A 25,371-nucleotide genomic window follows, 5' to 3' on the forward strand; every position below is an offset into this window, starting at 1 on the left:
GTGCGTGGATCCTCCCAAAGGGGGGTGACGGAACGGGCCCGGGGCCGGGGTGGCCCCGGTCACTCCGCGGCCGACAGCTCCGCGAGCAGTTCCTCCCACGGCCCGGCGTCGGGGTACAGGCCCCATCCCGTGTGCCGGCGGACGATGGACGCCAGCGACTCCGGGGCGTGCCTCCCCACGCCGAGCCCGTCGGTGCGGGCCCCGGCGGCGATCAGCGCCCGGACCAGAGCGGTGTCGCCGCCGTGCCTGACCGCCGAGTACAGCGGGGTGACCCCCGGCCCGGCCTCGGCGTCCACGTCGAGCCCGGCGGCGAGCAGCCGGGGGAGCAGCACCGCGTGGTCCGTGTGGGCGAGGTGGTGCAGCAGGGTCAGCCCGGCCCCGTCGCGGATCCGGGGGTCCCCGCCCGCCGCCAGGTAGCGCAGGACGGTGTCGGTGCCGCCGTTCCGGACGCGGGCGAAGAACTCCGTCCGGTGGTCGCGCAGCCGCCAGGGCAGCCCCCTCCCGCCGGTGCGCCAGATCCCGGCCACCCGGAAGCACCCGTGGCTCCGGCCGCCGAGCGCTCGCAGCGCCGACTCCCGGGCGTACTCCGCGTCGGTGTGCGGTCCGGCGAGCCGCCCGTCGCGCAGGGAGACGAGGTGCCACGCGCCGCCGCATCGCACCCGGACCGGCTCCGGCGGCTCCCAGGGCGGCGGCCCCACCGGGCCGTCGGCGGGCGGCAGGGCCGGGGCCAGCGCCGCCCGGACCACGGGGTGCAGGTGGTCCGGCGGCAGGCCGATCCGGACCGCGTGGAGGTCGTCGGGCACCCGCCGGGCTCCTGCGCCCGGGTGCGGGCCGGACCCTCCCCGGCCCGGGGAGGCCGCCCACTCGGAGCGGGCGGCGGGGTCGCCCCCGGGGCCGGGGTCCTCGGAGGGGAGCAGGTGGGGGCCGCGCACGGAGCCGTCGGGGTTCAGGAACGGGGCGCGCTCGGCGCTCCCGCCCCACCGTTCGCGGGTCTCGTGGACGTACCGGGCGTCCCACAGGTACCGCTTCCCCTCCCACGGCTCCACGTACCGGCGGATGCCGCGCCCGTAGGCGCCCCGGTCACCGGTGAGGGGCCCGTCGGCGACCTCCAGCACGAGCCGGTGACCGGGCGCGCCCAGGGGAGCGGGGGACAGGACGGCCAGCCGCAGCCCGGGCCCGGGACGGGACAGCGTCACGGCGGCGGAGGCCCGCAGCTCCGGCCGGTCCCGGACCGGGGCGCGGGGGAAGTGCCAGCGGACCAGGTCCGGGACGAGGTGGCGCAGGTCGTCCAGGAGGGCGTCGGCAACCTGCGCGCCGTGCTCGCCGCGGACCCGGTCGGGGTCGATCCGGACGTCGACCCCGGCGGCCTCGCAGGCGCCGCGCCAGTCCCCGGCCAGACGGCGCTCGGTGGCGCGCTCGATCATCTCCCGCGTCACCGAGAAGCGGCGGTGCCGCGCCAGGTGGTTCGCGCGGTCGGACCGGCTCACGGGTCCCTCCTCGGCCGGGGGAGTCCTCTTCCGGGGGCGGCCGGCCCCTCCGGCCCGCGCAGCTCCTCCAGCAGTTCCCACCAGCGTTCCGGGTCGGCGGGCACGCGGTGGCCCGACACCGACTCCAGCTCCGATCGCAGGTCCAGGGGACGGGAGCGGTCGTAGGCGATGGCCCGGGTGCGGGCCCCGGCGGCGATCAGCGCCCGGACCAGGGACGGGTCCCCGCCGTAGCGGAGCGCCCGGTGGACCGGGGTCGAGCGCAGCCCGTTCTCCGCGTCCACGTCGAGCCCGGCCTCCAGCAGACGCGGCAGCAGCACCGTGTGATCGAGGTGGTACAGCTCGTGGAGCAGGGTGTTGAGCTCGCCGTCGCGGACGCGAGGGTCGCCGCCGGTGTCCAGGTAGTCGACCAGGGCGCCGGTGTCGCCGTGCCGGATCCGCTCGAAGAGCTCGGCCCGCCGGGCGTGCAGACCCTTGGGCAGCCACCCCCGTCCGGTACGCCAGGACTCGGCGGCGCGGAAGCAGGGGCTGACGGTGCCGCCCAGGGCCGACAGCGCCCGCTCCCGGGCCTGCTCCTCCCCGGTGTGCGGGGTGACCAGGCGCCCGTCCCGCAGGGAGAGGGTGTGCCACTCCTTTCCACAGCGCGCCCGGACCGGTGCGACGGGTTCCCACGGGGGCGGACCGACGGGTCCGTCGGCGGGCGGCCGGGCCGGGGCGAGCGCCTCCCTGAGGAGGGGGTGCAGGTGGTCGGGGGACAGCCCGTCCCGGACCGCGTCGACGTCCTCCGGCCGGGCCCAGCAAGCCCTGGGCAGGGACAGTGCCGGATCCGGCTCCGCGCCCCCGTACGGGGTCATGGCCACCCGGACCCGGTGTCCGTCGTACCGGACGGTGATCCTGAGGTGGTACGAGTCGGGGAACCCGGCGGCCGCCCCGTACCCGAGGGCGGCCAGGCCGCCGAGCTCCGCCCGCCACCGTCCCGCGGACACGGGTACCCGCTCCAGGACCCGGACCGTCCCCTCATCGGCGGCCTCGACCCCGGCGGCGCGCAGCGCCTCGGCGACCCGTCCGGTCTGGTGGAGGTGGTCGATCCATTCGGTGCGGGCGGCGGGGTCGCCGGGGCCGGGGTCGGCGGTGGGGAGCTCGGCCACGGTGCAGGGGGTGCCGTCGGGGTTCAGGAAGGGGGCGCGGTCGGGGCCGCCGCCCCAGCGCTCGCGGGTCTCGTGCACGTGCCGGACGTCCCACAGGTACCGCGACGAGGACCACAGCTGCGGTTCGTACAGCCGGGTCCGCCCGGGGGACGTGTCGAGGGTCAGTTCCTCGTGGGCCGTCAGCCCCAGCACGAGGCGCTGCGACCAGGGACCCCCCTCGTACCGGCTCGTGCGCCGCCGGGGGGAGCGGACCGTCAGCCACGGGCCCCGGTCGCCCCCGGGGCGGGACAGCACCGGGAACAGGTGCTCCTCCACCCCGGTCCGGTCGTCGGCCTGCCGGGGGTGGTGCCAGCGGACCAGGTCGGGCACGAGGTGGCGCAGGTCGTCCAGGAGGGCGTCGGCGAACTCCGCGCCGTGCTCTCGGCGCGCCTGCTCCGGGTCGAGGCGCACGTCGATGCCCGCGGCCTCGCAGGCGCCGCGCCAGTCTCCGGCCAGGCGGCGCTCGGTGGCGCGCCCGATCATCTCCCGCGGCACCGCGAAGCGGCGGATCCGCATCAGCGCGCCCGCCCGCTCCGGGCGGTGCGACGCGGAGGACGGGCGGCGGGGGACGGTCACAGCAGTTCCCTCAGCGCTTGGGCCCTGGCCGGGTGGGTCGAGGCCGCCCGCTCCTCGACGAGGTCGTCCAGGTCCCGCAGGCCGGGGCCGTCGTCCTCTTCGGGCGCGATGCCCTCGGTGCGCGCGCCCGCGTCCAGGAGCGCCCGCAGCAGCGAGAGCACTCCGCCGGAGCACACGGCCGTGCCCAGCGGGGTGAACCCCTCGTCGTTCACGGCGTCGAGGTCGAGTCCCGCGTCGAGCAGCGCCCGCAGCAGGGGAACCCCGTCCCCGGGGCCGTCCGCGCCCGACGGTCCGGGCACGGGGGCCCTATGGTCCAGCAGGTGCAGGAGGTGCAGCAGGGTGTCCCCCTGCCCGCCGCGGATCCGGGGGTCCCCGCCCGAGGCGAGGTAGGCCACGACGGCGTCGGTGTCGCCGCTGCGGATCCGCCTGAACAGGTCCACCCGCATCAGGCGCAGCGCCTTGGGCAGCCGCCCGTACCCGGTCTCCCACGCCCGCAGGACCGGGAGGCAGCCCGGCACCGGCCCGCCCAGCGCGCCCAGCACGGTCTCCCGGGCCAGGTCCTCGTCCCGGTGCGGAACGTTGAGGCGGCCGCCGGAGAGCTCGACGGTGTGCCACTCCCCGCCGCAGCGGACCCGGAACGGTTCCAGCGGTGCCCACGGGGGCGGGCCGACGGGTCCGTCGGCGGGCGGCCGGGCCGGGGCGAGCGCCTCCCTGAGGAGGGGGTGCAGGTGGTCGGGGGACAGCCCGTCCCGGAGGACGTCCAGGTCCGGGGGCCTCTTCCACAGCGCCTCGGGCAGCAGCGGGGCGTCGTCCGTCCGGTCCAGGTGTCCGAGCCGGATGCGGTCCCCGTCGCGGCGCACCTCCAACCGGGGCGAGTCCCAGTCCTCGCGCAGGCGGACGCAGGCCCGTTCCGGGCCGCCCGCCGCGGTCAGCCGGGAGAACCCGGCGGACAGGAGCGCCGGGGACAGGAACGCGAGGTCGGGCACGGTCCCCCCGGGGAAGTCCCCCGGATCGCACACGATCCCGGCGGCGGCGAAGGCCTCGGCCATCCGTCCGGTCCGGTGGAGGTGGTCGATCCATTCGGTGCGGGCGGCGGGGTCGCCGGGGCCGGGGTCGGCGGTGGGGAGCTCGGCCACGGTGCGGGGGGTGCCGTCGGGGTTCAGGAACGGGGCGCGTTCGGCGCTCCCGCCCCACCGTTCGCGGGTCTCGTGGACGTACCGGGCGTCCCACAGGTGCCGTGACACCTGTCGGAGGACCTCCTCCCCGCGGCCGCGGTCCGGCTCGGCATCGGTGTCCACGTCCAGGATGACGCCCTCCGGCGTGCCGGCGTCGTCCCACCGGAGCCGGGCCGTGATCCGTGGGCCCCGGCCGTCGCCGTGCCGGGAGAGCTCGAAGCCGTCCGCGGGGACCAGCGCGGCGGGTGAGTACAGGGCCCGCGGGAAGTGCCAGCGCAGCAGGTCGGGGACGAGATGGAGCAGATCCTCTTGGACCGCGTCCGCCGCCTCCGCGCCCTGGTCCCGGCGCACGCGGTCCAGGTCGATCCACACGTCGACCCCGGCGGCCTCGCAGGCGCCCTCCCAGTCACCGTCGAGGCGGCACTCGGTGGCGCGCTCGATCATCGTCCACGGCACCGGATGGCGGCGGAGGTACCGCGGCAGGTCGGTCCGCCCCCCGGTCCGCGCGTTCCCCGCTGTGTTCTGTGGTCCGGCGTTCATTCCTCTTCCTCTCCTTCGCCGATGAGCGCCTGCCAGGCCGGGTCGGAGCCGTCGGCCTCCCAGCGCACGTCGACGGCGTCCTCGAACGTCTCGCCGTGCCGGTCGTCGCCGCCGATGTCCTCCGTCCGCGCGCCCGCCTCCAGCAGCGCCCGGGCCAGGTCCGGCGGACCGCCCAGCCGGGTGGTGCGGAACAGCGGGGTCTGCTCCTCGCCGTCCCGGGCGTCGACCTCCGCTCCGGCGGCCAGTAGGCGCGGCAGCAGGGCCTCGTGGTCGAGCAGGTGCAGGTAGTGCAGCAGGGACCGGCCGCCCCGGTCGCGGACCCGCGGGTCGCCGCCCGCGTCCAGGTAGGCGAGCAGCGCGTCGGTGTCCCCCTGCTTTACCCGGTCGAACAGGTCGTCGCGCAGGCGGGCCAGCGCCCGGGGCAGGCGGCCCCGGCCGGTGGTCCACGCCTCGCGGGCCCCGTGGCAGCCGGTCGCCGCTCCGCCCAGGGCGCGCAGCGCGGCCTCGCGTTCCTGTTCCTGATCCGTGTGCGGGACGGCCAGGCGGCCGTCGGCGTGGGAGAGGGTGTGCCACGCGCCGTTGCAGCGCACCCGCACCGGTCCGGGGGAGAGGGGCGGGGGAGGGCCGACCGGGCCCTCGGCCGGCGGACGGGCTGGGGCCAGCGCCTCGCGGACCAGGGGGTGGAGCTCGTCGGGGGACAGGCCGTCGCGGACCACGTCCACGTCGACCGGGGGCAGGCGGCACACCTCGGGGAGGATCGCCCCGCCGCCGTCCTTATCCCAGGACCTCCACGCCTCCAGGCGGAACGACGTGGACCCGTCGGGGGAGCGCTCGACCACGAAGCGGCCGTCCGCGTCGTAGGGGAACCAGTGCACGGTCCCGAGCCCGGCCTCCGCCAGCCGTTCGACCTCGCCGGCCAGCCGGGACACGGCCAGGGGCGTGTAGGAGAGCGCTTCGACCGGGTCCACCGGGCCGGTGTACTCCCTCTCCACGGGGGCGGGGTCGAACACGATCCCGGCGGCGGCGAAGGCCTCGGCCACCCGTCCGGCGCGGTGCAGGCCGTCGATCCATTCGGTGCGGGCGGCCCGGTCGCCGGGGCCGGGGTCGGCGGCGGGCGGTTCGCCGGGGGTGCGGGGGGTGCCGTCGGGGTTCAGGAAGGGGGCGCGTTCGGCGCTCCCGCCCCATCGTTCGCGGGCCTCGTGCACGTGCCTGATGTCCCACAGGTACCGGGAGGTCTCCCACACGTGCGGGAGGTTCTCCCAGTGGTTCACCCGCATGGCGGACTCGCAGCGCTCCAGCAGGACGTCCGACCAGGAGTGCCCGACGACCTTCAGGACCAGGCGGCGGTGGCCGTAGGTGTGCGGGTCGGTCCGGTGGACCGACAGCCAGGGGCCGTCCGCTCCGCCGGGCTGGGACAGCAGCAGCCGCTGGCCGGGCAGCAGCCGGCCGTCGCCGTGCCAGAACCGGGGGAAGTGCCAGCGGAGCAGGTCGGGCACCAGGTGGTGGAGGTCGTCCAAGAGCCGGTCGGTGAACTCCGCGCCGTGTTCGCGCCGCAGCGCCCGCAGGTCGAGGTCGACCGCCACGTCGGCTGCGGCGCAGGCACCGAGCCAGTCCCCGGCCAGGCGGCGCTCGGCGGCGCGCTCGATCATGGTGCGCGGGACGCCGAATCGGCGGCCCTTGCGCAGCCCGGCGGCGCGCATCGGCCGATGCGCCTTCGAGGGGTTCACGCGGCGTTCTCCTTCACCGATCCGGACCTTTCCGGCACAGCTTTCCAGAAGCCCCGGACGCACCGTACGGGGAGGCGGCCCCCGGAGGGTGCCGGGCCCGGTTCACGGCGCTCCGTTCGCGGCCTGCTCCAGGTCGCGCAGCAGTTCGGTCCACGGCCCGGGGTCGGTGTACCGGCCCGCCTTCACACCCCGGTCGACGACGGAGGCCAGCGACAGCCGCCCCCGCGCCGGCGTGCCGAGCCCGTCGGTGCGGGCGCCCGCGGCGACCAGCGCCCGGACCAGCGCGGCGTCCCCGTCGTACCGGGCCGCGTTGTACAGCGGGGTGATCCCGGGCCGGGCCTCGGCGTCCACGTCGAGGCCCGCCGCCAGGAGCCGGGGCAGCAGCACCGCGTGGTCCACCAGGGAGAGGCGGTGCAGCAGGGTCTCCCCCTCGTCGTTGCGGACCTGCGGGTCCCCGCCCGCCGCCAGATAGCGCAGGACCGCGTCGGTGTCGCCGTGCCGGACGCGCTCGAACAGTTCCGTCCGGTGGGCGCGCAGCTCACGGGGCAGCCGGCCCCGGGCGGTACGCCAGGCGTCGGACACCTCGAAGCACCCGCGGCGGCGCCCGCCGAAGGCGCGCAGCGCCTCCTCGCGTTCGTGCTCCCGCTCGGTGTGCGGTCCCCGCAGCCGGCCGTCCCTCAGGGTGACCAGGTGCCCCACTCCGCCGCAGTCGACCCACACCGGCGGCGGGGGCTCCCAGGGCGGCGGGCCGACGGGGCCGTCCCCGGTCCGGGCCGGGGCGAGGGCGGCGCGGACGGCCGGGTGCAGGTGGTCGGGGGACCCGCCCCTCAGGACCGTGACGAGGTCGCGGGGCAGCCACCCGGGGACTCCGGCCGCGGCGGCCGCCGCGGCCGCGCCGCTGTTCCGCCCGGTCTGCCTCAGGGTGACGACCCACTCGGACCGGACGGCGGGATCGGCGCCGGGCCCCGGGTCCGCGCGGGGGAGGAGCCCCCTGGCGCGCGGGGTGCCGTCGGGCTCCAGGAAGGGGGCGCGCTCTGCGCTCCCGCCCCAGCGCTCGCGGGCCTCATGCACGTACCGGTCGTCCCACAGGTACCTCTCCTCCTCCCAGGAGAGGACACCGCCCTCGTCGTAGTACCGCTGCACGGGACTTCGGTCGAGGTCGGCCAAGGCGGCCGGGTCCAACAGGTCCAGGGCCAGGCGCTGCGGCGCCATGTGCCCGCTCCTGGGGGCGAGCACGACCAGCCGTGGACCCGGACCGCCGCCGGGGCGGGACAGGACCACCGCGGAGGAGGGGCTCAGCTCCGCCCGGCCGGGGAAGGCGGACCGGGGGAAGTGCCAGCGGACCAGGTCGGGCACCAGGTGGTGGAGGTCGTCCAGGAGGGCGTCGGCGAGCTCCGCGCCGTGCTCCCGGCTGGCCCGGCCGGGGTCGAGGCGGACGTCCATCCGGGCGGCCGCGCAGGCACCGCGCCAGTCCCCGGCCAGGCGGCGCTCGGCGGCGCGCCCGATCATGGTGCGCGGCACGGCGAGCCCCGGGGCGGCGGCCACCACCAGGTCCCTCACCCAGGACGGGTCGCGGTACGGCACGGACATCGGTCCTCCGGCTTCTCGGACTCCTCCGGCCCCTGGGATTCCTCTGCCCCTCCGGCGGTTCGGACCCTCCGGTGCGGCCCTTTGAACGGCTCGGACCTGTCGGCCGGGCCGGTCCGCCGATCCCCCGGTTTCCCGGACGCGGTCCGGTCCGCGGCGGTAGCCTCCCCGGGACGGTGACACCCGGACCGGGAAGGCCTGTGATGGCGCGGGAGATCGAGACGAAGTACCGGGTGCGCGACCCCGACGCCCTGCTCGCCGCGCTGGCGGCCGCCGGTGTCGAGCTCGGCGCCCCGGCCCGCCAGGACGACCAGGCCTACGCCCCCCGGGGCTGGGACCCGTCCCAGGGGAAGGCCGGGTTCACCTTCGCCCGCCTGCGCACCCAGGGCCGGACGCACACCGTCACGACCAAGACCCCCGTGGCGAACGCCATGGAGTGCGTCGAGCACGAGACGGCCGTCGCCGACCGGGAGGCGATGCACGGTGTGCTGACGGCGCTCGGCTACGTCCCGAGCGTGCGCATCGTCAAGACCCGCCGCACCGGGACCGCAGGGCCGATCGGCGTGTGCGTCGACGAGATGGCGGGGGCCGGGGTGTTCCTGGAACTGGAGCTGGTGGTCGACGACGACCGCGACGGGCGGGCCGCCCAGGCCGGGCTCGACGCCTGGGCCCGCGGCCTGGGCGTGGAGCTGGAGCGCACCACCGACACCTACGACACCCTGGCCCGCCGGACCCCGGTCTGAGCCGGACCCGGGCCCGGGCCGCGGCCCGGGCGGCGCGGTCCCGCGGGCGCCGTCAGCGGAGCCCGGCCGCCACCGGAAGGTGGTCGCTCCCGGTGGCCGGCAGCACCCACGAGCCCTCCGCCTCGACGCCCCGGACCAGGATGTGGTCGATCCGCGCCACCGGGAACGCCGCGGGCCAGCTGAACCCGAAGCCGTCCCCGGCCGTGTCCTGGACCGGCTCCAGGAGCGCGGTGATACCGGACAGCGCGCGGTCGTCCACGGTGCCGTTGAGGTCGCCGAGCAGCACCACCCGCTCGCCGGGCTCGGCGGCGAGGGCCTCGGCGAGCGCCTGCGCGTTGCGGTCCCGGCTGTCCGTCCAGAACCCGGTCCGGGGCGTCAGCCGCACGGACCCCAGGTGGGCCACGTACACCTCCAGCGGCCCCCGGTCCGTGGCGACCGTGGTGCGCAGCGCGCGGTTGTACGCCATCGTGACCTCGTCGGGTTTGGCCTCCCCCAGCGGCCCGGCGTCCATCGCGGTGTCGACCGGGCGGGTGTCGGACAGCGGCAGCCTGCTCCACACCCCGACCGTGCCCAGCACGGCGTGGTACGGGTACTCGTCGGCCAGCTCCTCCTCGTACACGCCCCCGGCCGGCCCGGTCAGCTCCACCAGGGCCAGCACGTCCGCGCCGGAGGCGGCCAGGTCCCGGGCGGTGCCGGCCGGGTCGGGGTTGTCGGCGCCGACGTTGTGGCTCACCACGGTGAGGTCGCCGCCCTCCTGCGCCCTGTCGCCGGGCAGCCCGCCGAAGAGGTTCAGCCACACCGCGACCGGGAGCAGCAGCGCGACCGCGGCGGAGGCGGAGCGGCGCCACAGCGCCGCGGCCAGCAGCACGGGGACCGGCAGGCCGAGCCACGGCAGGAAGCTCTCGACCAGGCTGCCCAGGCCCCCGATCCGGTTGGGGACGTGCGCGTGGAACAGCAGGAGCAGGCCGAGGGCGAGCGCGGAGGCCGCGAGCACCGGGCCGCGCCGCCACGGCGCCGGGGCCAGGAGGCCGCGGAACGCCCGGAGCGCGCCCGCGCTCCGGCCGCCGCCGTCCCTCGGGGCGTCCGTGTCCGGGGCGCCCGCGGCCGGGGTGTCCGACCGCGCGGCGTCCGCGCGTGCCGGTTCGTGTTCGATGTCGTTCACCGCTGCATCCTCGGGTCCTGGGCGGGGTCGGCGTACATGTCCGGGCGGCCGCGGCCGGCGGCCTCGGGGTGCGGCTCATAGTGCCAGGCCCCGTTCCGGTGGACCCGGCACGGTCCGTGCCCCACGCCGTGCCCGGACGGCCGGGCCGTCGCCGCCGAGGGGCCCGGCCGGAGACGGCCCGGCCGAAGCCGGGCGGGTCCGGGGGGCGCTGTCCGTGTTCGGGCCATGCCCCGAGTCAAGGCGGTGCGGTGTCGCCGGCGCGTATGCGGTTCCGGATACGCCGACGATATGCTCCGGCTCCTAACCTGGGGACATGCGAGTCTTGGTCGTCGAGGACGAGCCCTACCTGGCGGAGGCCATCCGCGACGGTCTGCGCCTGGCGGCGATCGCCGCGGACGTCGCCGGCGACGGCGACACGGCCCTGGAGCTGCTGGACGTCAACGCCTACGACATCGCCGTCCTGGACCGGGACGTCCCCGGGCCGTCCGGCGACGAGGTCGCCCGGCACATCGTCGCCTCCGGCAGCGGCATGCCGATCCTGATGCTCACCGCCGCCGACCGCCTCGACGACAAGGCCTCGGGGTTCGGGCTCGGCGCCGACGACTACCTGACGAAGCCGTTCGAAATGCGCGAGCTCGTGCTCCGCCTCAGGGCGCTCGACCGCAGGCGCGCCCACAGCAGGCCGCCGGTGCGGGAGATCGCGGGGCTGCGCCTGGACCCGTTCCGCCGCGAGGTCCACCGGGACGGCCACTACGTGGCGCTCACCCGCAAGCAGTTCGCGGTCCTCGACGTCCTCATGGCGGCGGAGGGCGGGGTCGTCAGCGCCGAGGCGCTGCTGGAGCGGGCGTGGGACGAGAACGCCGACCCGTTCACCAACGCGGTGCGCATCACGGTCTCGGCGCTGCGCAAGCGCCTGGGGGAGCCCTGGGTCATCGCCACCGTGCCGGGGGTGGGGTACCGCATCGACACGGGGACCGGGGGAGGGGACCGGGGCGCGGACCGGGGAGGCGGTGCGGAAGTCGGCGGGGGAGGGGCCCGTGGATAGGGCGCCGGGGCCGAGCGTCCGGCTCAGGCTCACCCTCACCTACGCCGGGTTCCTCATGGTCGCGGGCGCCCTGCTGCTCGCCACCGTGTGGGGGTTCCTGTTGCGCGACGTGCAGGTGGTGTCGCACGGGCCGGGCGACTTCACGCCCGTCAGCGCCGTGCTCCTGCGCTCCTACCTGCCGGCGACGGTCGGGGTGATGGCGTTCCTGCTGGTGTTCGGCCTGGTGGGAGGGTGGATCCTGGCCGGGCGCATGCTGGCGCCGCTGAGGCGGATCACCGACGCCACCCGGCTGGCGTCGGCCGGGTCGCTCTCCCACCGGATCCGGTTGCCGGGACGCGCGGACGAGTTCCGCGAACTCGCCGACGCCTTCGACTCCATGCTCGCGCGGATCGAGGCGCACGTCGCCGAGCAGCAGAGGTTCGCGGCCAACGCCTCGCACGAGCTGCGCACCCCGCTGGCGATCTCCAAGGCGCTCCTGGACGTGGCGCGCACCGACCCCGGCCGCGACCCCGGTGAGCTCGTCGACCGCCTCCACGTCGTCAACACCCGGGCGATCGACCTCACCGAGGCGCTGCTCGTGCTCGGCCGCGCCGACCGGCGGGCCTTCGCGCGGGAGCGGGTCGACCTGTCCCTGGTGGCGGAGGAGGCCGCCGAGACCCTGCTGCCCCTGGCGGAGAAGCGCAGGGTCTCCTTGGAGACCGACGGGGACATCGCCCCCGTGCTCGGCTCGCCCGCGCTCCTGCTGCTGCTGACCACGAACCTCGTCCAGAACGCGATCGTCCACAACCTCCCGGAGCACGGCGAGGTGCGGGTCCGCGCCGGGGCGAGTGCCGGGGGAGGGGTGGTGCTGACCGTCGAGAACACCGGCGATCGGCTCGCCCCGGAGCTGGTCGCGACCCTCACCGAGCCGTTCCGCCGGGGGACCGAGCGCGTTCACACCGACCACGCGGGTGTCGGGCTGGGGCTGGCCATCGTCCAGAGCATCGCCCGGGCGCACGACGGGGCGCTCACCCTCACGGCGCGGCCCGCGGGTGGCCTCCGCGCGGTCGTGGAATTCCCGGCGGAGGCCCGGCCCGGCTCCTGACGGGGGCCGGGCCGCAGGAGGGCGCGGCCCTCACTCCACGCGGGGGGCGGCGTCGCAGAGCAGGTCCAGCGCCGCCTGGGTGCGGCCCGCCTCGTCGAGCGTCTCCTGGACGTCCGGCTCCGCGGGCTTCACCTCGACCTCGAGGACGAGGTTGTCCATGCGGTGGAGGGCGTGGCCGGAGCCGTCCCGGGTGCCGGTGAGCGGGAACCCGACGCCCGGGCAGTCCGGCGACTCGGAGCCGTCCGACTCCGGGCGGGAGGAGTAGTAGTAGGCCTGGGCGGCCTCGGTGCCGTTCTCCTTGCTGAGCCCGTCGACCTCGCTGGTGAAGACGATGACGCGCAGGTCCACCTCGTGGCCGGAGGCGGCCCCCCACCCGGGGTGGACCACGCACTCCAGGCCCTCGGCACCGTACGCGTAGGAATGGTCCGCTTCGAAGATCTCCAGGTTCTCGCCGTTCCCGGCGATCTCGCTCGCGGCCTCGGTGTCCAGGACCGCGCAGGGGTCCTGCGGGGCGGAGTAGACGTCCTCCGGGCCGAACCAGCCGAGGTAGTAGGCGCCGCCGAACCCGATACCGGCCGTGGCGAGGAGGAGGAGCGTGCCGCAGCCGCAGCCGATCCAGGCGAGGGTCTTACCGACCGAGCTCTTCTTGGCGGGCGGCTGCCCGGGGTGGGGCTGCCCGGGGTGGCCCGGGGGAGGTCCCCCCTGCGGCTGCCCGGGGGGAGGGCCGGGGGGAGGGCCGGCGGGGGGTTGCGGGCCGGAGGGCCGGGGAGAGCGGGGGTCCTGCGGCCGAGGGGCGCCGTGTTCGTGCATGTGCGTACTTTAGCCAGGGCCGAGGGCGGTGGCCGGGGCCGTGTACGGCCTGTTCCGGCCACCGCAGCGTTCGGCGCACGCGGCACGCCTGTTCCCGAGCGCGGGAGCCCCCGGCCGGACGGCCGGGGGCGGGGGCGGGGTCAGACGGCCGGTTCGGCCGCGCCGTGTGCGGTGGGCCGCACCCGGCGCAGCAGGGCCACGGCCAGGACCGAGCCGACCGCCAGCGCCACCGCCCCCGCCACGGCTGCGGTGCGCATGCTGTCGGCGAACGCCTCCTGGGCGGCCTGTAGCACCGCGGCCGCCTGCGGACCGGTCAGCAGCTCGGACGCGGCCACGGCCCCGCCGATGGTGGCGCCCGCGTCCTGGGCCGCCCCGGCCGGCAGGCCCGGCGGCAGGGCGCCCTCCATCGAGGTGCGGTAGACGGCCGCGCCGATGCTGCCCAGCACGGCGATGCCCAGCGCGCCCCCCAGTTCGTTCCCGGTCTCCGACAGCGCCGAGGCCGCGCCCGCCCGCTCGGGCGGGGCCGCGCCGACGACGATGTCGGTGCCCAGCGCGCTCGCCGGCGCCAGGCCCACGGCGAACACCGCCGTCCCCGCCACCACCGCCGTCAGCCCCGCGGCCCCGTCGGCCGAGGCCAGGACCGCGAATCCGACGGCGGCCACGGCCAGGCCCGCGCCCATGACGAAGGCGGGCCGGATCCGGCGGGCGGCGACGGTGGCCAGGACCGTTCCCACGAGCATGGTGCCCACCATGGGCAGGGTCCACAGGCCCGCCCGGAACGGGGACATGTCCAGCACCATCTGGAGGTATTGGGCGACGAACAGGTTGATGCCCATCATCAGGCAGCTGCCCAGCGTCATCACGCCGATCGAGGTGGAGAAGGACCGGTCGGCGAACAGGCCGAGGTCCACCATGGGGCGTTCCAGCGTGCGCTGGCGGCGCACGAACACCGCGCCCACGGCCAGGCCCGCCGCGACCGCCAGCGCGGCCGTCCAGCCCGGGCCGTGGGCCGCCGCGTCCTTGATCCCGTAGACGACGGCCAGGACCGCGGTCAGCGACAGCAGCGCGCTGAGCGGGTCGGCCGGTCCGGGGTCGGAGGCGCGGTACTCGGGCAGCAGGACGGGGCCCAGCACGAGGAGCAGGCCCATGACCGGCACCGCCAGCAGGAACACCGAGCCCCACCAGAAGTGCTCCAGCAGCGCGCCCCCGGCCAGCGGGCCGATCGCGCCGCCCACCATGAAACCGGCCATCCACACCCCGATCGCCGCGGAGCGCTGGGCGGGGTCCTGGAACATGGTGCGGATCAGCGCCAGTGTGGACGGCATGAGGGTGGCGCCCGCCACGCCCAGGACGGCGCGGGCGGCGATGAGCGTGGCCGCGGTGGGCGCGTAGGCGGCCAGGATCGAGGCCGCGGCGAACACCACGGCCCCGGTCAGGAGGAGTCGGCGCCGCCCGATGCGGTCGCCCAGCGCGCCCATGGTGATGAGGAACCCGGCGATGAGGAAGCCGTAGACGTCGGTGATCCACAGCAGTTGGGCGGCGCTGGGGCGCAGGTCGGCGCTCAGGTGGGGGACGGCCAGGTGCAGGACCGTCAGGTCCATGGTGAGGAGCATGGTGGGCAGGGACAGGACGGCCAGTCCGGTCCACTCGCGTACGCCGGCCCGGGGCGGTGCCGCCAGGCCGGTCTGGGGGTGGGGCATGTGGGGCTCCTCTGGAGGCGGTGGGTCCTACCGGGAAGCATCAGGCCTCAACATTGATTGAGGTCAAGTGGATGCCGCCCTCCCCGCGGTCGGGGCTCCGGGCGCCCCGCGCCGTCCACCGCTGTGACCTCCCCGGAGACCGCGATGCCGGGGAGGGGCGTGCAGCCCGGCGTGACCGGTATCACGGGCCGCCGGTGGCCGGCGTGTCCCGCAGGGCGTCCAGCTCCTCGAACCAGTAGTCGAAGTAGTTCCCGCAGAACACCGGGCCCGGGGCCGGCGGGAAGCCGCCGAGATGCCGGGTCCGGGCCCCGGCGCGGACCAGCGAGCGGGCCGGCCCGGTCTTGGTGCCCTCCACCGCCGCGTAGTACAGCGGCGTGCGCCCGAGGTCGTCCTCGGTGTCCACGTCGAGTCCCGCCGCGAGCAGGCGAGGCAGCAGCACCTCGTGGTCGAGGAAGCGCAGGTGGTGCAGCAGCGTCCTCCCGGACGCGTCGCGGATCCCCGGCGCCCCGCCCCCGTCCAGGTACCGGACCACGGCGCCGGTGTCCCCGTGCCGCACCCGCTCGAACAGGTCGTCCCGGCGCCGCCGCAGCTCCCGGGGCAGCCGCCCCCTCCCGGACGTCCACGCCTCCGCGACGGCGAAGCACCCGCTGCTGCTCCCGCCGAGCCCCCGCAGGGACTCCTCACGCCGCCACTCCTCGTCGGTGTGCGGGACGTCCAGCCCGCCGTCGGCCGGTGCGACGGCGTGCCACTCGCCCCGGCAGCGGACGCGGACCGGGGTGCGGTCGGCGAAGGCGGGTTCCGGCGGTGCGCCGGGTACGCGGGCCGGGGCGATCGCCTCGCGGACCAGGGGGTGCAGCTCCTCGGGGGACATGCCGTCGCGGAGCACGTCGATGTCCGGCGGCCGCGTCCAGAACGCGTCGGGCAGCACCGGGAGCCCCGCCGAGAAGCCGTCGGCGAACTCCGTGAACGCGACCCGCACGGTGTCCCCGTCCAGCGAGGCCACCAGCGTCGTGTGCGTGTCGACGGGGAGCTGGAAGGCCGGCCCCAGGCCGGTCGCGGCCAGGTGGCGGACCTCCCGGGCCAGCCGGGCGAGCGACAGGGGCAGCCGGGCGGCGACCGCCACCGGATCCATCGCGGGCGGTCCCTCCCCTCCGGGGGCCGCGACCACCTTTTCGGCGAACCCGATCCCCGCGGCGGCGAAGGCCTCGACCACCCGTCCGGCCTGGTGCAGCCCGTCGATCCACTCGGCCCGCGCGACCGGGTCACCCGGCCCGGGGTCCCCGGAGGGCAGGTCCTTCCGCGGGGTGCCGTCGGGGTTCAGGAACGGAACGCGGCGCGCGTCCCCGCCCCAGCGCTCCCGCGCCCGGTCCGTGTGCCGGGAGTCCCACAGGTGCCGCGCGGTCTCCCAGACCTGCGGCAGCCCCCGCCAGTGGCCGGTGAGGGACGACTCGGCGGTGCGGGTGATGAACGGCCGCCCCTGCGGCGAGTACGCCAGGGCGGGGTCCGGCCGCCGGTCCTGGACGGCGAGCGTGGGCCGCTGGTCCCCGATGATGCGCGCGTCCCGGAGCCCGAGCGTCAGCCACGGCCCCTCGGGGCCGCCGGGGCGGGAGAGCAGGGCGTCGTGCCCGGGGATGATCAGCCCGACCCCCTTCCAGGACCGGGGGAGGTGCAGCCGCGCCAGGTCGGGGACGAGGTGGCGCAGGTCGTCCAGCAGCCGTTCGGTGAACTCGGAGCCGTGGGCCCGCCGCAGCGAGCCCGGGTCCAGGTCCACGTGCACTCCGGCGGCCGCGCAGGCACCGCGCCAGTCCCCGGCCAGCCGGCGTTCCTCCGCCCGTTCGATCGCCTCGCGCGGGACTCCGTACAGGCGGCCCTTGCGGAGTCCTGCCGCGCGCCACGGCTCGTGCGACGCCGACGGGCGCCGGTGTCGGGAAGGAAAGGTCTTCATGGCGGCCTCCAATGGCGGGGGGTTCGCTCCCCCCGGGAGACGCTCCCGGCGCCCGTCCGGTTCTCCGACCACCAGCCCCGGGCTCACCCCCAGGAGCCGGCGTCGCGCATGGGCGACGCCGGTACCCGTCTCCGTGCTCACGGGTCCGCCGGCGGGCCGCCCTCCTCACGCAGGGCCGCCAGGGCGCCCTGCTGTTCCGCCTCTATACGTGCGGTATCGGCGGCAGCGATCGTGTTCGCCTCAGGGGAGAGGAACCACGGGTCGAGCCGTTCGACCTCCGTCAGGATCTCCAGCCAATGGCGAGCCTTCACCCGCTACCGTCCTTTCCGTGCTCAAGGGCACCCTGTTCGTGACAGGGGCCTTGTCGCGATACCTGTCGCTCCACCGGTCGGGCATGCCGCCCGCGGCCAGGATCACCGCCCGCCGCGCAGCATAAGGGCGCCCGTACGCCCGGCTCAGGCGAACGGGGAAACCGGTCCGTGAGAGGTCTCCGCGGCCGCTTCCAGGAGACGCCTCCGGAGGGAGGTGTTCACGGCCTCCGTCCTGTTCAGCCGGGGGTCATGCCCAGTCCGGCCACTGCACCGGGCCGTGCGTCGCTCCGCCTTCCATGTCCAGCAGGGTCTTCTTCAGGTCGGGGTCGGCGTTCCACCTGCCGATGCGGTCCAGCGGGATCTCTCCGCTGAGGTCCTCGGCGCGGAAGTCCGCGCTGGCGGCGAGCAGGCGGGGGAGCAGCACCGCGTGGTCCAGCAGGGCAAGGTGGTGCTGCAGGGTCTGTCCGCCCGCGTTGCGGATGTTCGGGTCCCCGCCCTCGTCCAGGTACTGCAGGACGGCGTCGGTGTCGCCGTGCCCGACCCGCTCGAACAGGTCGTCCCGGCGTTCCCGCAGCGCCCGGGGCAGCCACCCGCCCCCGGTCGCCCAGGTCTCCCGGACGGCGTGACAACCGCTCGCGCGCCCGCCGAATGCCCGCAGGGAGGCCTCCCGGGTCTGCTCCGCTCCGTCGTGCGGGATCTTCAGGCCGGTCCGGGTGGGGGTGACCTCGTGCCATTCGCCCCGGCAGCGGATCCGCACCGGGGAACGGTCGGCGAAGGCGGGCTCCGGCGGCGTGCCGGGGACGTGTTCAGGGGCGATCGCCTCGCGGACCAGGGGGTGCAGCTCCTCGGGGGACATGCCGTCGCGGAGCACGTCGATGTCCGGCGGCCGCGCCCAGCACACCTCCGGAAGCACCGGCGTTTCCTCTGCGGTCTCCATGTCGAACTCGGCGAAACCGGCTCGTACGGTGTCCCCGGTCAGAACGAACAGCAGCCGGTGCTCCCCGCTGTAGGGGATGAAGAACTCGGTTCCCAGGCCCGCCAGGGAGAGCCGACGGAGTTCGCCGGGGATACGGGCGAGGGACAGCGGCAGCCGTGCGGCCGCCGCCACCGGGTCGATGGACCCGGCGCGCGTCTTCGACCACCGGCTTTCCGGTGCCGGCGCCGTCTCGGTGGCGAACTCGATCCCCGCGGCGGCGAACGCCTCGGTCACCTGCCCGGCCTGGTGCAGACCGTCGATCCACTCGGAGCGGGCGGCGGGGTCGGCGGGTTCCGATCCGGGCATCTCCTCCAAGGGGCGCGGGGCGCCGTCGGGGTTCAGGAACGGGGCCCGGTGGGAGCTCCCGCCCCAGCGCTCGCGGGCCTCGTGGACATACCTGATGTCCCACAGGTGCCGGGAGGTCTCCCAGACGTGGGGTATGTGCCCCCAATGGCCGACGGAGGGCGAGACATTGAAGCGCAGGTACGGCAACAGTTTCCCCTGCGGGGTATAGGAGAGCCAGTGCTCGGGCACCGGCCCCTCCGCTCGCAGTCCGAGGACGGGTCCGCGGATCCAGGGGTGGTAGCGGGCCCCTACCCCGAGCGTCAGCCAGGGGTTGTCGGGGCCGCCGGGGCGGGAGAGCAGTGCGGGCTGTTCCGGCAGGAGGAGTCCCAGTCCTTTCCAGGAGCGGGGCATGTGCAGTTTCGCCAGGTCGGGGACGAGGTGGTGGAGGTCGTCGAGCAGCCGTTCGGTGAACTCCGTGCCGTGCTCGTTGCGGATCGCGTCCAGGTCGAGTTCGACGTCGATCCCGGCGGCCGCGCAGGCGCCGCGCCAGTCTCCGGCCAACCGCCGCTCGGTGGCGCGGTCGATCGCCTGGTGTGAGATCCCGTAGCGTCGGCCCTTGCGCAGCCCGGCCGCGCGCCACGGCTCGTGCGAGGCCGACGGGCGCCGGTGTTCGGACGAGGTCTTCACGGCCACCTCCTAGAAGGGCGGGGAGTCACTGAACTCGGAGCCGTCCACACCAACCGGCCGTCCCGGGAACGGCAGCTCGGCCACCGCTCCTGCGGCCAGGAGTGCGCGCCCCACTGCGGTGTTCTCGCCGTTGTCACCGCGCAACCGCCCGCTGACGAAGCGGAGAGCCGCACGGCCATCGAGGTCCTCGGCATTCACATCCGCGCCCGCCTCCAACAGGCGGGGCAGCAGTACTCTGTGGTCCAACAGGGAGAGGTAGTGCAGCAGGGTCTGGCCGCCCGCACTACGAATGTGGGGGTCACCTTCCTCATCGAGATAACGGAGTACGGCGTCGGTGTCTCCGTGCCTCACGTGCTCGAACAGGTTGTCGCGGCGTCGCCGCAGTTCTCGTGGCAGCCGTCCGGCTCCGGTCGCCCAGGTCTCCCGGACGGCGAAGCACCCGCTGCTGCGTCCACCGAGCACTTTCAAGGACGCCTCGCGGAGAATCTCCTCGTCGCTGTGCGGAATCCTGATTCCGGTGCGGGTGGGGGTGACTTCGTGCCATTCGCCCCGGCAGCGGATCCGGGCCGGAGCACGGTCGACGAAGACGGGTGCGGGGGGTTCGCCGGGCGCATGCCCGGGAGCGACTGCGGCTCGTACCAGGGGATGGAGTTCATCGGGGCTCATCCCGTCCCGGAGCACGTCGATGTCGGGCGGACGTGTCCAGCACACTTCGGGCATGGCGGTGATCTCCGACGTGTCAACGTCGAGATCGACGAAGCCCGCCCGCACGACGCCTCCGTCCATCGAGAACACCACCAGGAAGTCCTTGTCGTAGGGGATCTGGAAGCGGTCGCCGAGCCCGGCTGCGGTGAGCCGTCGGAGTTCGCCGGGGATGCGGGCGGGGGAGAAGGGCAGGTGCGCCGCGGCCTCCATCGGTACCGGGCCGGCGTCGAACCGGATCCCTGCGGCGGCGAACGCCTCGACCACCTGCCCGGCCTGGTGCAGGCCGTCGATCCACTCGGCGCGGGCGACCGGGTCTCCGGCCCCGGGATCTTCAGTCGGCAACTCCTCCAGGGCGCGCGGTCCACCGGCGGGGTTCAGGAAGGGGATGCGGCGGGCGTCGCCGCCCCAGCGCTCGCGTGCCTCATGGACGTGCCTGATGTCCCACAGGTGCCGGGACGTCTCCCATACGTGAGGAACACCTTCCCAGTGCGCGGTCGTGGACGACAGGTTGTAGCGGTGGAGTGCAGGATATTCATACCTGCCGGCTTCCAGATAGTGCCCGGGATGGGTCTCGGCCGGCTCAACCGTCAGGGCGGGTCTGCGGCTCCTGCGTGCGTACCAGGGCTCGACCTTGAGCGTCAGCCAGGGGCCGTTGGGGCCGCCGGGGCGGGAGAGCAGTGCGGGCTGCTCCGGCAGGAGGAGTCCCAGTCCTTTCCAGGAGCGGGGCATGTGCAGTTTCGCCAGGTCGGGGACCAGGTGGTGAAGGTCGTCCAGCAGCCGTTCGGTGAACTCCGTGCCGTACTCGTTGCGTACCGCGTCCAGGTCGAGTTCGACGTCGACTCCGGCGGCCGCGCAGGCACCGCGCCAGTCTCCGGCCAGGCGGCGTTCGGTGGCGCGGTCGATCGCCTGGTGTGAGATCCCGTAGCGTCGGCCCTTGCGCAGCCCGGCCGCGCGCCACGGCTCGTGCGAGGCCGACGGGCGCCGGTGTTCGGACGAGGTCTTCACGGCCACCTCTTAGAAGGGCGGATCATCACTGGATCCCGCCGAAGCACGGAGGAGCCATGCCTGGAACTCCTCCGGGTCCTTCGCCACTGCACCGGCGGCCACGAGTGTTTTCCTCGCGACGGTGTCCTCTCGAAGACCACCGGCGACCTGATCGAATACATCGAGAGGCGTACGACCGTCGCGATCCTCGGCGTTCACATCCGCCCCTGCCTCCAACAAGCGCGGCAGCAGTACCTCATGGTTCAGAAAGGCGAGATGGTGCAGTAGCGCCCGGCCCTTCCCATCACGGATGTCGGGGTCGCCTCCCCTGTCGAGGTAGTGAAGCACAGCGTGGGTATCCCTCTGCCTCACCCACCCGAACAGGTCGTCGCGCCGTTTCCGCAGGGCCTGGGGCAACCGTCCTTCGCCGGTGGACCAGGCTTCCCGGACGGCGAAGCAGCCGGTGCTGTTGCCGCCGAGTGCCCGTAGGGACGCTTCGCGGTTCGTCTCCTCGTCGTCGTGCGGGATCCGCAGCCCGACGCGTGACGGGATGACCTCGTGCCATTCGCCCCGGCAGCGCACTCGGACCGGGGAACGGTCGGCGAAGGCGGGTTCCGGCGGTGCGCCGGGGACGTGGTCCGGAGCGATCGCCTCGCGGACCAGGGGGTGGAGTTCGTCGGGTGGCATCCCGTCGCGCAGCACGTCGACGTCCGGCGGCCGCGCCCAGCACACCTCGGACAAGGCCGGTATCCCCGACGCCGTGTCGAGGTCGAATTCGGCGAACTCCACTCGCACGGTGTCCTTCTCCAGGGCAAGGAGGACCGTGGTGAGCTTGTCGTAGGGGATCTGGAAGCGGTCGCCGAGCCCGGCTGCGGTGAGCCGTCGGAGTTCGCCGGGGATACGGGCGGGGGAGAAGGGCAGCCGTGCGGCGACCTCCACCGATACCGGACCGGGGTCGAACCCGATCCCCGCGGCGGCGAACGCCTCGACCACCTGCCCGGCCTGGTGCAGGCCGTCGATCCACTCGGTCCGGGAGGGCCGATCACCGAGTCCGGGATCCTCGACGGGCAGTTCATCCGGGGCGCGTGGGGTACCGTCCGGGTTCAGGAACGGAACACGCTGGGCGTCGCCGCCCCAGCGCTCACGCATCTCGTGGACGTGCCGGGCGTCCCACAGATGCCGGGAGGTCTCCCAGACATGGGGGAGTCCCGCCCAGTGCGCGGTGAAGGACGAGATTTTCCAACGGTCCAGGGCCGGTTGTTCCCGCATCGGATGATGAGGGTTGTAGTCGGGCACGGCGCCCATCCGTCCCACCTTGAGGACGGGTCCGCGGATCCAGGGGTGGTAGCGGGCCCCTACCCCGAGCGTCAGCCAGGGGTTGTCGGGGCCGCCGGGGCGGGAGAGCAGTGCGGGCTGCTCTGGCAGGAGGAGTCCCAGTCCTTTCCAGGAGCGGGGCATGTGCAGTTTCGCCAGGTCGGGGACGAGGTGGTGGAGGTCGTCGAGCAGCCGTTCGGTGAACTCTATGCCGTGCTCGTTGCGGATCGCGTCCAGGTCGAGTTCGACGTCGATCCCGGCGGCCGCGCAGGCGCCGCGCCAGTCTCCGGCCAACCGCCGCTCGGTGGCGCGGTCGATCGCCTGGTGTGAGATCCCGTAGCGTCGGCCCTTGCGCAGCCCGGCCGCGCGCCACGGCTCGTGCGAGGCCGACGGGCGCCGGCGCCCGTCGGCCCCGCTCACCCCTCCTCCAGCAGGCTCTCCCAGTCCTGCCCCGCGATGCCCCTCTCCTCGGAGTCCTCGCCGGAGCGCTGGTCGATCACATCCACCAGGTCGTCGCCGTTCCCGATGTCCTCGGTCCGCGCGCCCGCCTCCACCAGGGCGAGCGCGAGTTCGGCGGTCCCGCTGCCGGCCACCGCGTAGAACAGCGGCGTGCGCTCCTCCGGGTCGGCGGCGTCCAGGTCCGCGCCCGCCTTGAGCAGGCGCGGCAGCACCGCCTCGTGGTCGACCATGGAGAGGTGGTGCAGCAGGGTCCTCCCGTTGCGGTCGCGCAGGTTCGGGTCGCCGCCCGCGTCCAGGTACCGCAGGACCGCGTCGGTGTCGCCGTGCCGGGCCCGCTCGAACAGCTCGTCGCGGGGCTCCCGCAGCCTGCGGGGCAGCCGCCCCTGCCCGGTGCTCCACGCGTCGCGCGCGGCGAAGCAGCCGCCGCTCGCGCCGCCCAGCGCCCGCAGCGCCGTCTCGCGCTCCAGCTCCTCCGCGGTGTGCGGGATGTCCAGGCCGTCGCCGGCGGGGGTCACCGTGTGCCACTCCCCGTCGCGGCAGCGCACCCGGACGGGGCCGAACCCCTCGGGATCGAACCCCGCAGGCCCGGGCCGCCGGTCGGCGGGCGGACGCGCCGGGGCGAGGGCCTCGCGGACCAGCGGGTGCAGCTCCTCGGGGGACATGCCGTCGCGGAGCACGTCGACGTCCGGCGGCCGGGTCCAGCACACCTCCGGGAGCACCGGGGGCTCGTCGTCCTCCCAGAGCAGGTACTCCTCGATCCCCAGCCGCGGGGCGTCCCCCTCCAGGTTCAGGATCACCGACTCGTGGATGGTGAGCGGGATCCGGAACCGCGTGCCGAACCCGGCGTCGGCCAGCCTGCGCGCCTCGCCGAGCAGCCGCGCCGGGGAGAACGGCAGCTGCGCCGCCACCTCCACGGGGTCGGCCGGGTCGCCCCAGTCCAGTTCCGCCGGGGCGGTGTCGAGGACGATCCCCGCGGCCGCGAAGGCCGCGACCGCCTCCCCCGCCTGGTGCAGGCCGTCGATCCACTCGGTCCGGGCCGCGGGGTCGCCGGGCCCGGGGTCCCCCGTCGGGAGCTCCCCGGCGGCGCGGAGCGTCCCGTCGGCGTTCAGGAACGGCGCGCGGTCGGGTCCCCCGCCCCAGCGCTCACGCATCTCGTGGACGTGCCGGGAGTCCCACAGGTGCCGGGAGATCTCCCACACGTGGGCGGCGCCCGACCAGTGCGCCGCGTAGGGGACCCGGTTGGAGCGCGGCAGGAACCCCCGCAGGAACACCTCCTCCACCGCCAGCACCAACCGCTGGTCCCCGTGGATCTTCCAGCCCCGCGGCCGCAGCGTCAGCCACGGCCCCTCGTCCCCGCCCGGGCGCGACAGCAGGACGGCCTGCTTGGGGACCAGCGTGCCCGACCCGCTCCAGAACCGGGGCATGTGCAGCCGCGCCAGGTCCGGGACCAGGTGGTGCAGGTCGTCCAGCAGCCGGTCGGCGAACTCGGAGCCGTGCTGGTCGCGCAGGTCGTCGATCTCGACGTCGAGGAGGGTCTCCACCCCCGCGGCCTCGCAGGCGCCCTCCCAGTCCCCGGCCAGGCGCCGCTCGGTGGCGCGGTCGATCATTTCGCGCGAGATCCCGTAGCGCCGGCCCTTGCGCAGCCCCGCCGCCCGCATCGGCCGGTGGGACACCGAGCGGGAGAGGTCCGAAGGCGTCACCGGTACAGGCTCGCGATCGCGCGCATGTCCTCGTGCACCCGGCGGGCCGGGCGCAGGTGCCCGGCGATCGTCCGCTTGGTGCGGCGCGGCAGGCCCGGACCGAGCCCCGCGTACTCCATGCGGCCGCTGCGGGCCACCGCCTCCGACAGCGCACGCGCGGCCGGGTAGCCGAACCCGGTGTGGCGCACCTCCAGGCGGCGCAGCGGGCTGGCGGGGATCGCCTCGGCCAGCGCCGTCACACCCGCGTCGCCCAGCTCGTTGGACGGCGCGCCCAGCGCCCGCTGCGAGGGCGGGCGGCCCAGGTCGAGCGCTTCGATGCCGCCCAGCGCCTCGGCCAGGGCGATCGCGCCGTCGGCGCCGATGCCGTTGCCGCCCAGGCCCAGGGTGACCGGCCGGTCCAGCCCGGCGACGGCGGCGGCGATGGTCCGCGCGCCCGCGTCGCCCAGGTGGTTGGCGGGCGCGTACAGCTCCCGCACCCCGGCCTCGCACAGGAACGCGGCCAGCAGGTCCGCGGTGTCCGGGCCCAGCCCGTTGCCGCCCAGGAACAGCCGCTCCAGCGGGGCCTCCCGCCCGGCCAGCGCGTCCAGGAGGGCGCGCAGACCGTCGGCGGTGACCCCGGTGTTCACCAGGTCCAGGGAGCGCAGGCGGCCGTTGGCGGCCAGGGCCCCGGCGACCGCCCGGGCACCTTCGTCGCCCACGGGGTTGCGCTTGAGCCACAGGGCCCGCACGGTGTCGTCCCCGGCGAGCCGGTCGGCCAGGGCGGCGGCGCCGTCCGCGCCGATCCGGTTGCAGCCCAGGTAGAGGGTCTGGAGCCCGTGCCCGTCGGCGAGGGAGCCGGCCAGCACGCGGGCACCCTCGGAGCCGATGGCGTTGGTGCCCAGCAGCAGGTGGGCGGCGTGCGGGGAGGCCGCGGCCGCGGGGATCACCCGCCGCGCCCCGGCCAGGCCCAGGCCCTGCTTGCACAGGTCCACCCGGCCGTCGGGGCGCAGGGTCCCCAGCGGGAAGGTCTCGTCGGCCGTCACGGGGGCCGGGTCGGCCAGCCGGGCCAGCAGCGGCTCCAGGCCGGCGGGGTCCGCCAGAGGCAGGTCGGGGTGCTCGATGGCGGGGCAGCGTACGGGCGTCTTGTCGGTCATCACCATTCCACCGCTCGATCGTGATCGGGCCGGTGGACGGAGCCGACCGGGG

At 75.6% G+C, this 25,371-nt stretch carries 18 protein-coding genes; 3 read left to right on the forward strand and 15 right to left on the reverse strand.

Annotated features, from left to right (window positions below; all coding sequences use genetic code 11):
• Window positions 1-59 precede the first annotated feature (59 nt).
• The 5 genes from K1J57_RS11890 to K1J57_RS11910 all read right to left on the reverse strand — a co-directional run bounded on the left by K1J57_RS11890 (window position 60) and on the right by K1J57_RS11910 (window position 8,279).
• A complete protein-coding gene (locus K1J57_RS11890) occupies window positions 60-1,487 on the reverse strand; it encodes an ankyrin repeat domain-containing protein (RefSeq protein ID WP_220564501.1) in 1,428 nt (475 codons plus the stop codon).
• A complete protein-coding gene (locus K1J57_RS11895) occupies window positions 1,484-3,247 on the reverse strand; it encodes an ankyrin repeat domain-containing protein (RefSeq protein ID WP_220564502.1) in 1,764 nt (587 codons plus the stop codon). The genes K1J57_RS11890 and K1J57_RS11895 overlap by 4 nt, the downstream gene beginning before the upstream one ends.
• On the reverse strand, window positions 3,244-4,962 hold the full coding sequence (locus tag K1J57_RS11900; RefSeq protein WP_220564503.1) for a hypothetical protein: 1,719 nt from the start codon (window positions 4,960-4,962) through the stop codon (window positions 3,244-3,246). The genes K1J57_RS11895 and K1J57_RS11900 overlap by 4 nt, the downstream gene beginning before the upstream one ends.
• Complete coding sequence (locus K1J57_RS11905; protein WP_220564504.1) at window positions 4,959-6,689, reverse strand: hypothetical protein; 1,731 nt, start codon at window positions 6,687-6,689, stop codon at window positions 4,959-4,961. The genes K1J57_RS11900 and K1J57_RS11905 overlap by 4 nt, the downstream gene beginning before the upstream one ends.
• A gap of 102 nt (window positions 6,690-6,791) precedes the next feature.
• A complete protein-coding gene (locus K1J57_RS11910; protein ID WP_220564505.1) occupies window positions 6,792-8,279 on the reverse strand; it encodes an ankyrin repeat domain-containing protein in 1,488 nt (495 codons plus the stop codon).
• Between the two features lie 200 nt (window positions 8,280-8,479).
• On the opposite strand from K1J57_RS11910, the gene K1J57_RS11915 reads away from it, so the two are divergent.
• Window positions 8,480-9,019, forward strand: coding sequence for a class IV adenylate cyclase (locus K1J57_RS11915; protein ID WP_220564506.1), 540 nt, complete (start codon window positions 8,480-8,482; stop codon window positions 9,017-9,019).
• Window positions 9,020-9,071: 52 nt separating this feature from the next.
• Here the strand turns inward: K1J57_RS11915 and K1J57_RS11920 are convergent, their stop codons facing one another.
• Complete coding sequence (locus tag K1J57_RS11920) at window positions 9,072-10,043, reverse strand: endonuclease/exonuclease/phosphatase family protein (RefSeq protein ID WP_370634677.1); 972 nt, start codon at window positions 10,041-10,043, stop codon at window positions 9,072-9,074.
• Window positions 10,044-10,494: 451 nt separating this feature from the next.
• Here K1J57_RS11920 and K1J57_RS11925 point away from each other — a divergent pair, with 451 nt between their 5' ends.
• Complete coding sequence (locus tag K1J57_RS11925) at window positions 10,495-11,226, forward strand: response regulator transcription factor (protein WP_220564507.1); 732 nt, start codon at window positions 10,495-10,497, stop codon at window positions 11,224-11,226.
• Window positions 11,219-12,310 (forward strand): HAMP domain-containing sensor histidine kinase, encoded by a 1,092-nt coding sequence (locus K1J57_RS11930; protein ID WP_220564508.1) that lies wholly within the window; start codon window positions 11,219-11,221, stop codon window positions 12,308-12,310. The genes K1J57_RS11925 and K1J57_RS11930 overlap by 8 nt, the downstream gene beginning before the upstream one ends.
• Before the next feature lie 30 nt (window positions 12,311-12,340).
• On the opposite strand, the gene K1J57_RS11935 is transcribed toward K1J57_RS11930, so the two are convergent.
• The 9 genes from K1J57_RS11935 to K1J57_RS11975 all read right to left on the reverse strand — a co-directional run bounded on the left by K1J57_RS11935 (window position 12,341) and on the right by K1J57_RS11975 (window position 25,319).
• A complete protein-coding gene (locus tag K1J57_RS11935) occupies window positions 12,341-13,120 on the reverse strand; it encodes a hypothetical protein (RefSeq protein WP_255646989.1) in 780 nt (259 codons plus the stop codon).
• 140 nt (window positions 13,121-13,260) lie between these two features.
• On the reverse strand, window positions 13,261-14,820 hold the full coding sequence (locus K1J57_RS11940) for an MFS transporter (protein ID WP_220564509.1): 1,560 nt from the start codon (window positions 14,818-14,820) through the stop codon (window positions 13,261-13,263).
• 181 nt (window positions 14,821-15,001) lie between these two features.
• Window positions 15,002-16,765, reverse strand: coding sequence for a hypothetical protein (locus tag K1J57_RS11945; protein ID WP_220564510.1), 1,764 nt, complete (start codon window positions 16,763-16,765; stop codon window positions 15,002-15,004).
• A 137-nt stretch (window positions 16,766-16,902) separates the two neighbouring features.
• Window positions 16,903-17,076, reverse strand: coding sequence for a hypothetical protein (locus tag K1J57_RS11950; RefSeq protein WP_220564511.1), 174 nt, complete (start codon window positions 17,074-17,076; stop codon window positions 16,903-16,905).
• A gap of 247 nt (window positions 17,077-17,323) precedes the next feature.
• Entirely contained in the window at window positions 17,324-19,024 is a 1,701-nt protein-coding gene (locus K1J57_RS11955; RefSeq protein WP_220564512.1) for a hypothetical protein, read from the reverse strand.
• A gap of 9 nt (window positions 19,025-19,033) precedes the next feature.
• The gene (locus tag K1J57_RS11960; protein ID WP_220564513.1) at window positions 19,034-20,734 is read right to left on the reverse strand and encodes an ankyrin repeat domain-containing protein; all 1,701 of its coding nucleotides are present in this window, start codon (window positions 20,732-20,734) and stop codon (window positions 19,034-19,036) included.
• Window positions 20,735-20,743: 9 nt separating this feature from the next.
• Entirely contained in the window at window positions 20,744-22,447 is a 1,704-nt protein-coding gene (locus K1J57_RS11965; protein ID WP_220564514.1) for an ankyrin repeat domain-containing protein, read from the reverse strand.
• Entirely contained in the window at window positions 22,444-24,186 is a 1,743-nt protein-coding gene (locus K1J57_RS11970) for an ankyrin repeat domain-containing protein (RefSeq protein ID WP_220564515.1), read from the reverse strand. The genes K1J57_RS11965 and K1J57_RS11970 overlap by 4 nt, the downstream gene beginning before the upstream one ends.
• Window positions 24,183-25,319 (reverse strand): gala protein, encoded by a 1,137-nt coding sequence (locus K1J57_RS11975; protein ID WP_220564516.1) that lies wholly within the window; start codon window positions 25,317-25,319, stop codon window positions 24,183-24,185. Before K1J57_RS11975 ends, K1J57_RS11970 begins: the two co-directional genes overlap by 4 nt.
• Window positions 25,320-25,371: the final 52 nt, after the last annotated feature.

The organism is Nocardiopsis sp. MT53, from assembly GCF_019598965.1.
Taxonomy (GTDB): domain Bacteria; phylum Actinomycetota; class Actinomycetes; order Streptosporangiales; family Streptosporangiaceae; genus Nocardiopsis; species Nocardiopsis changdeensis.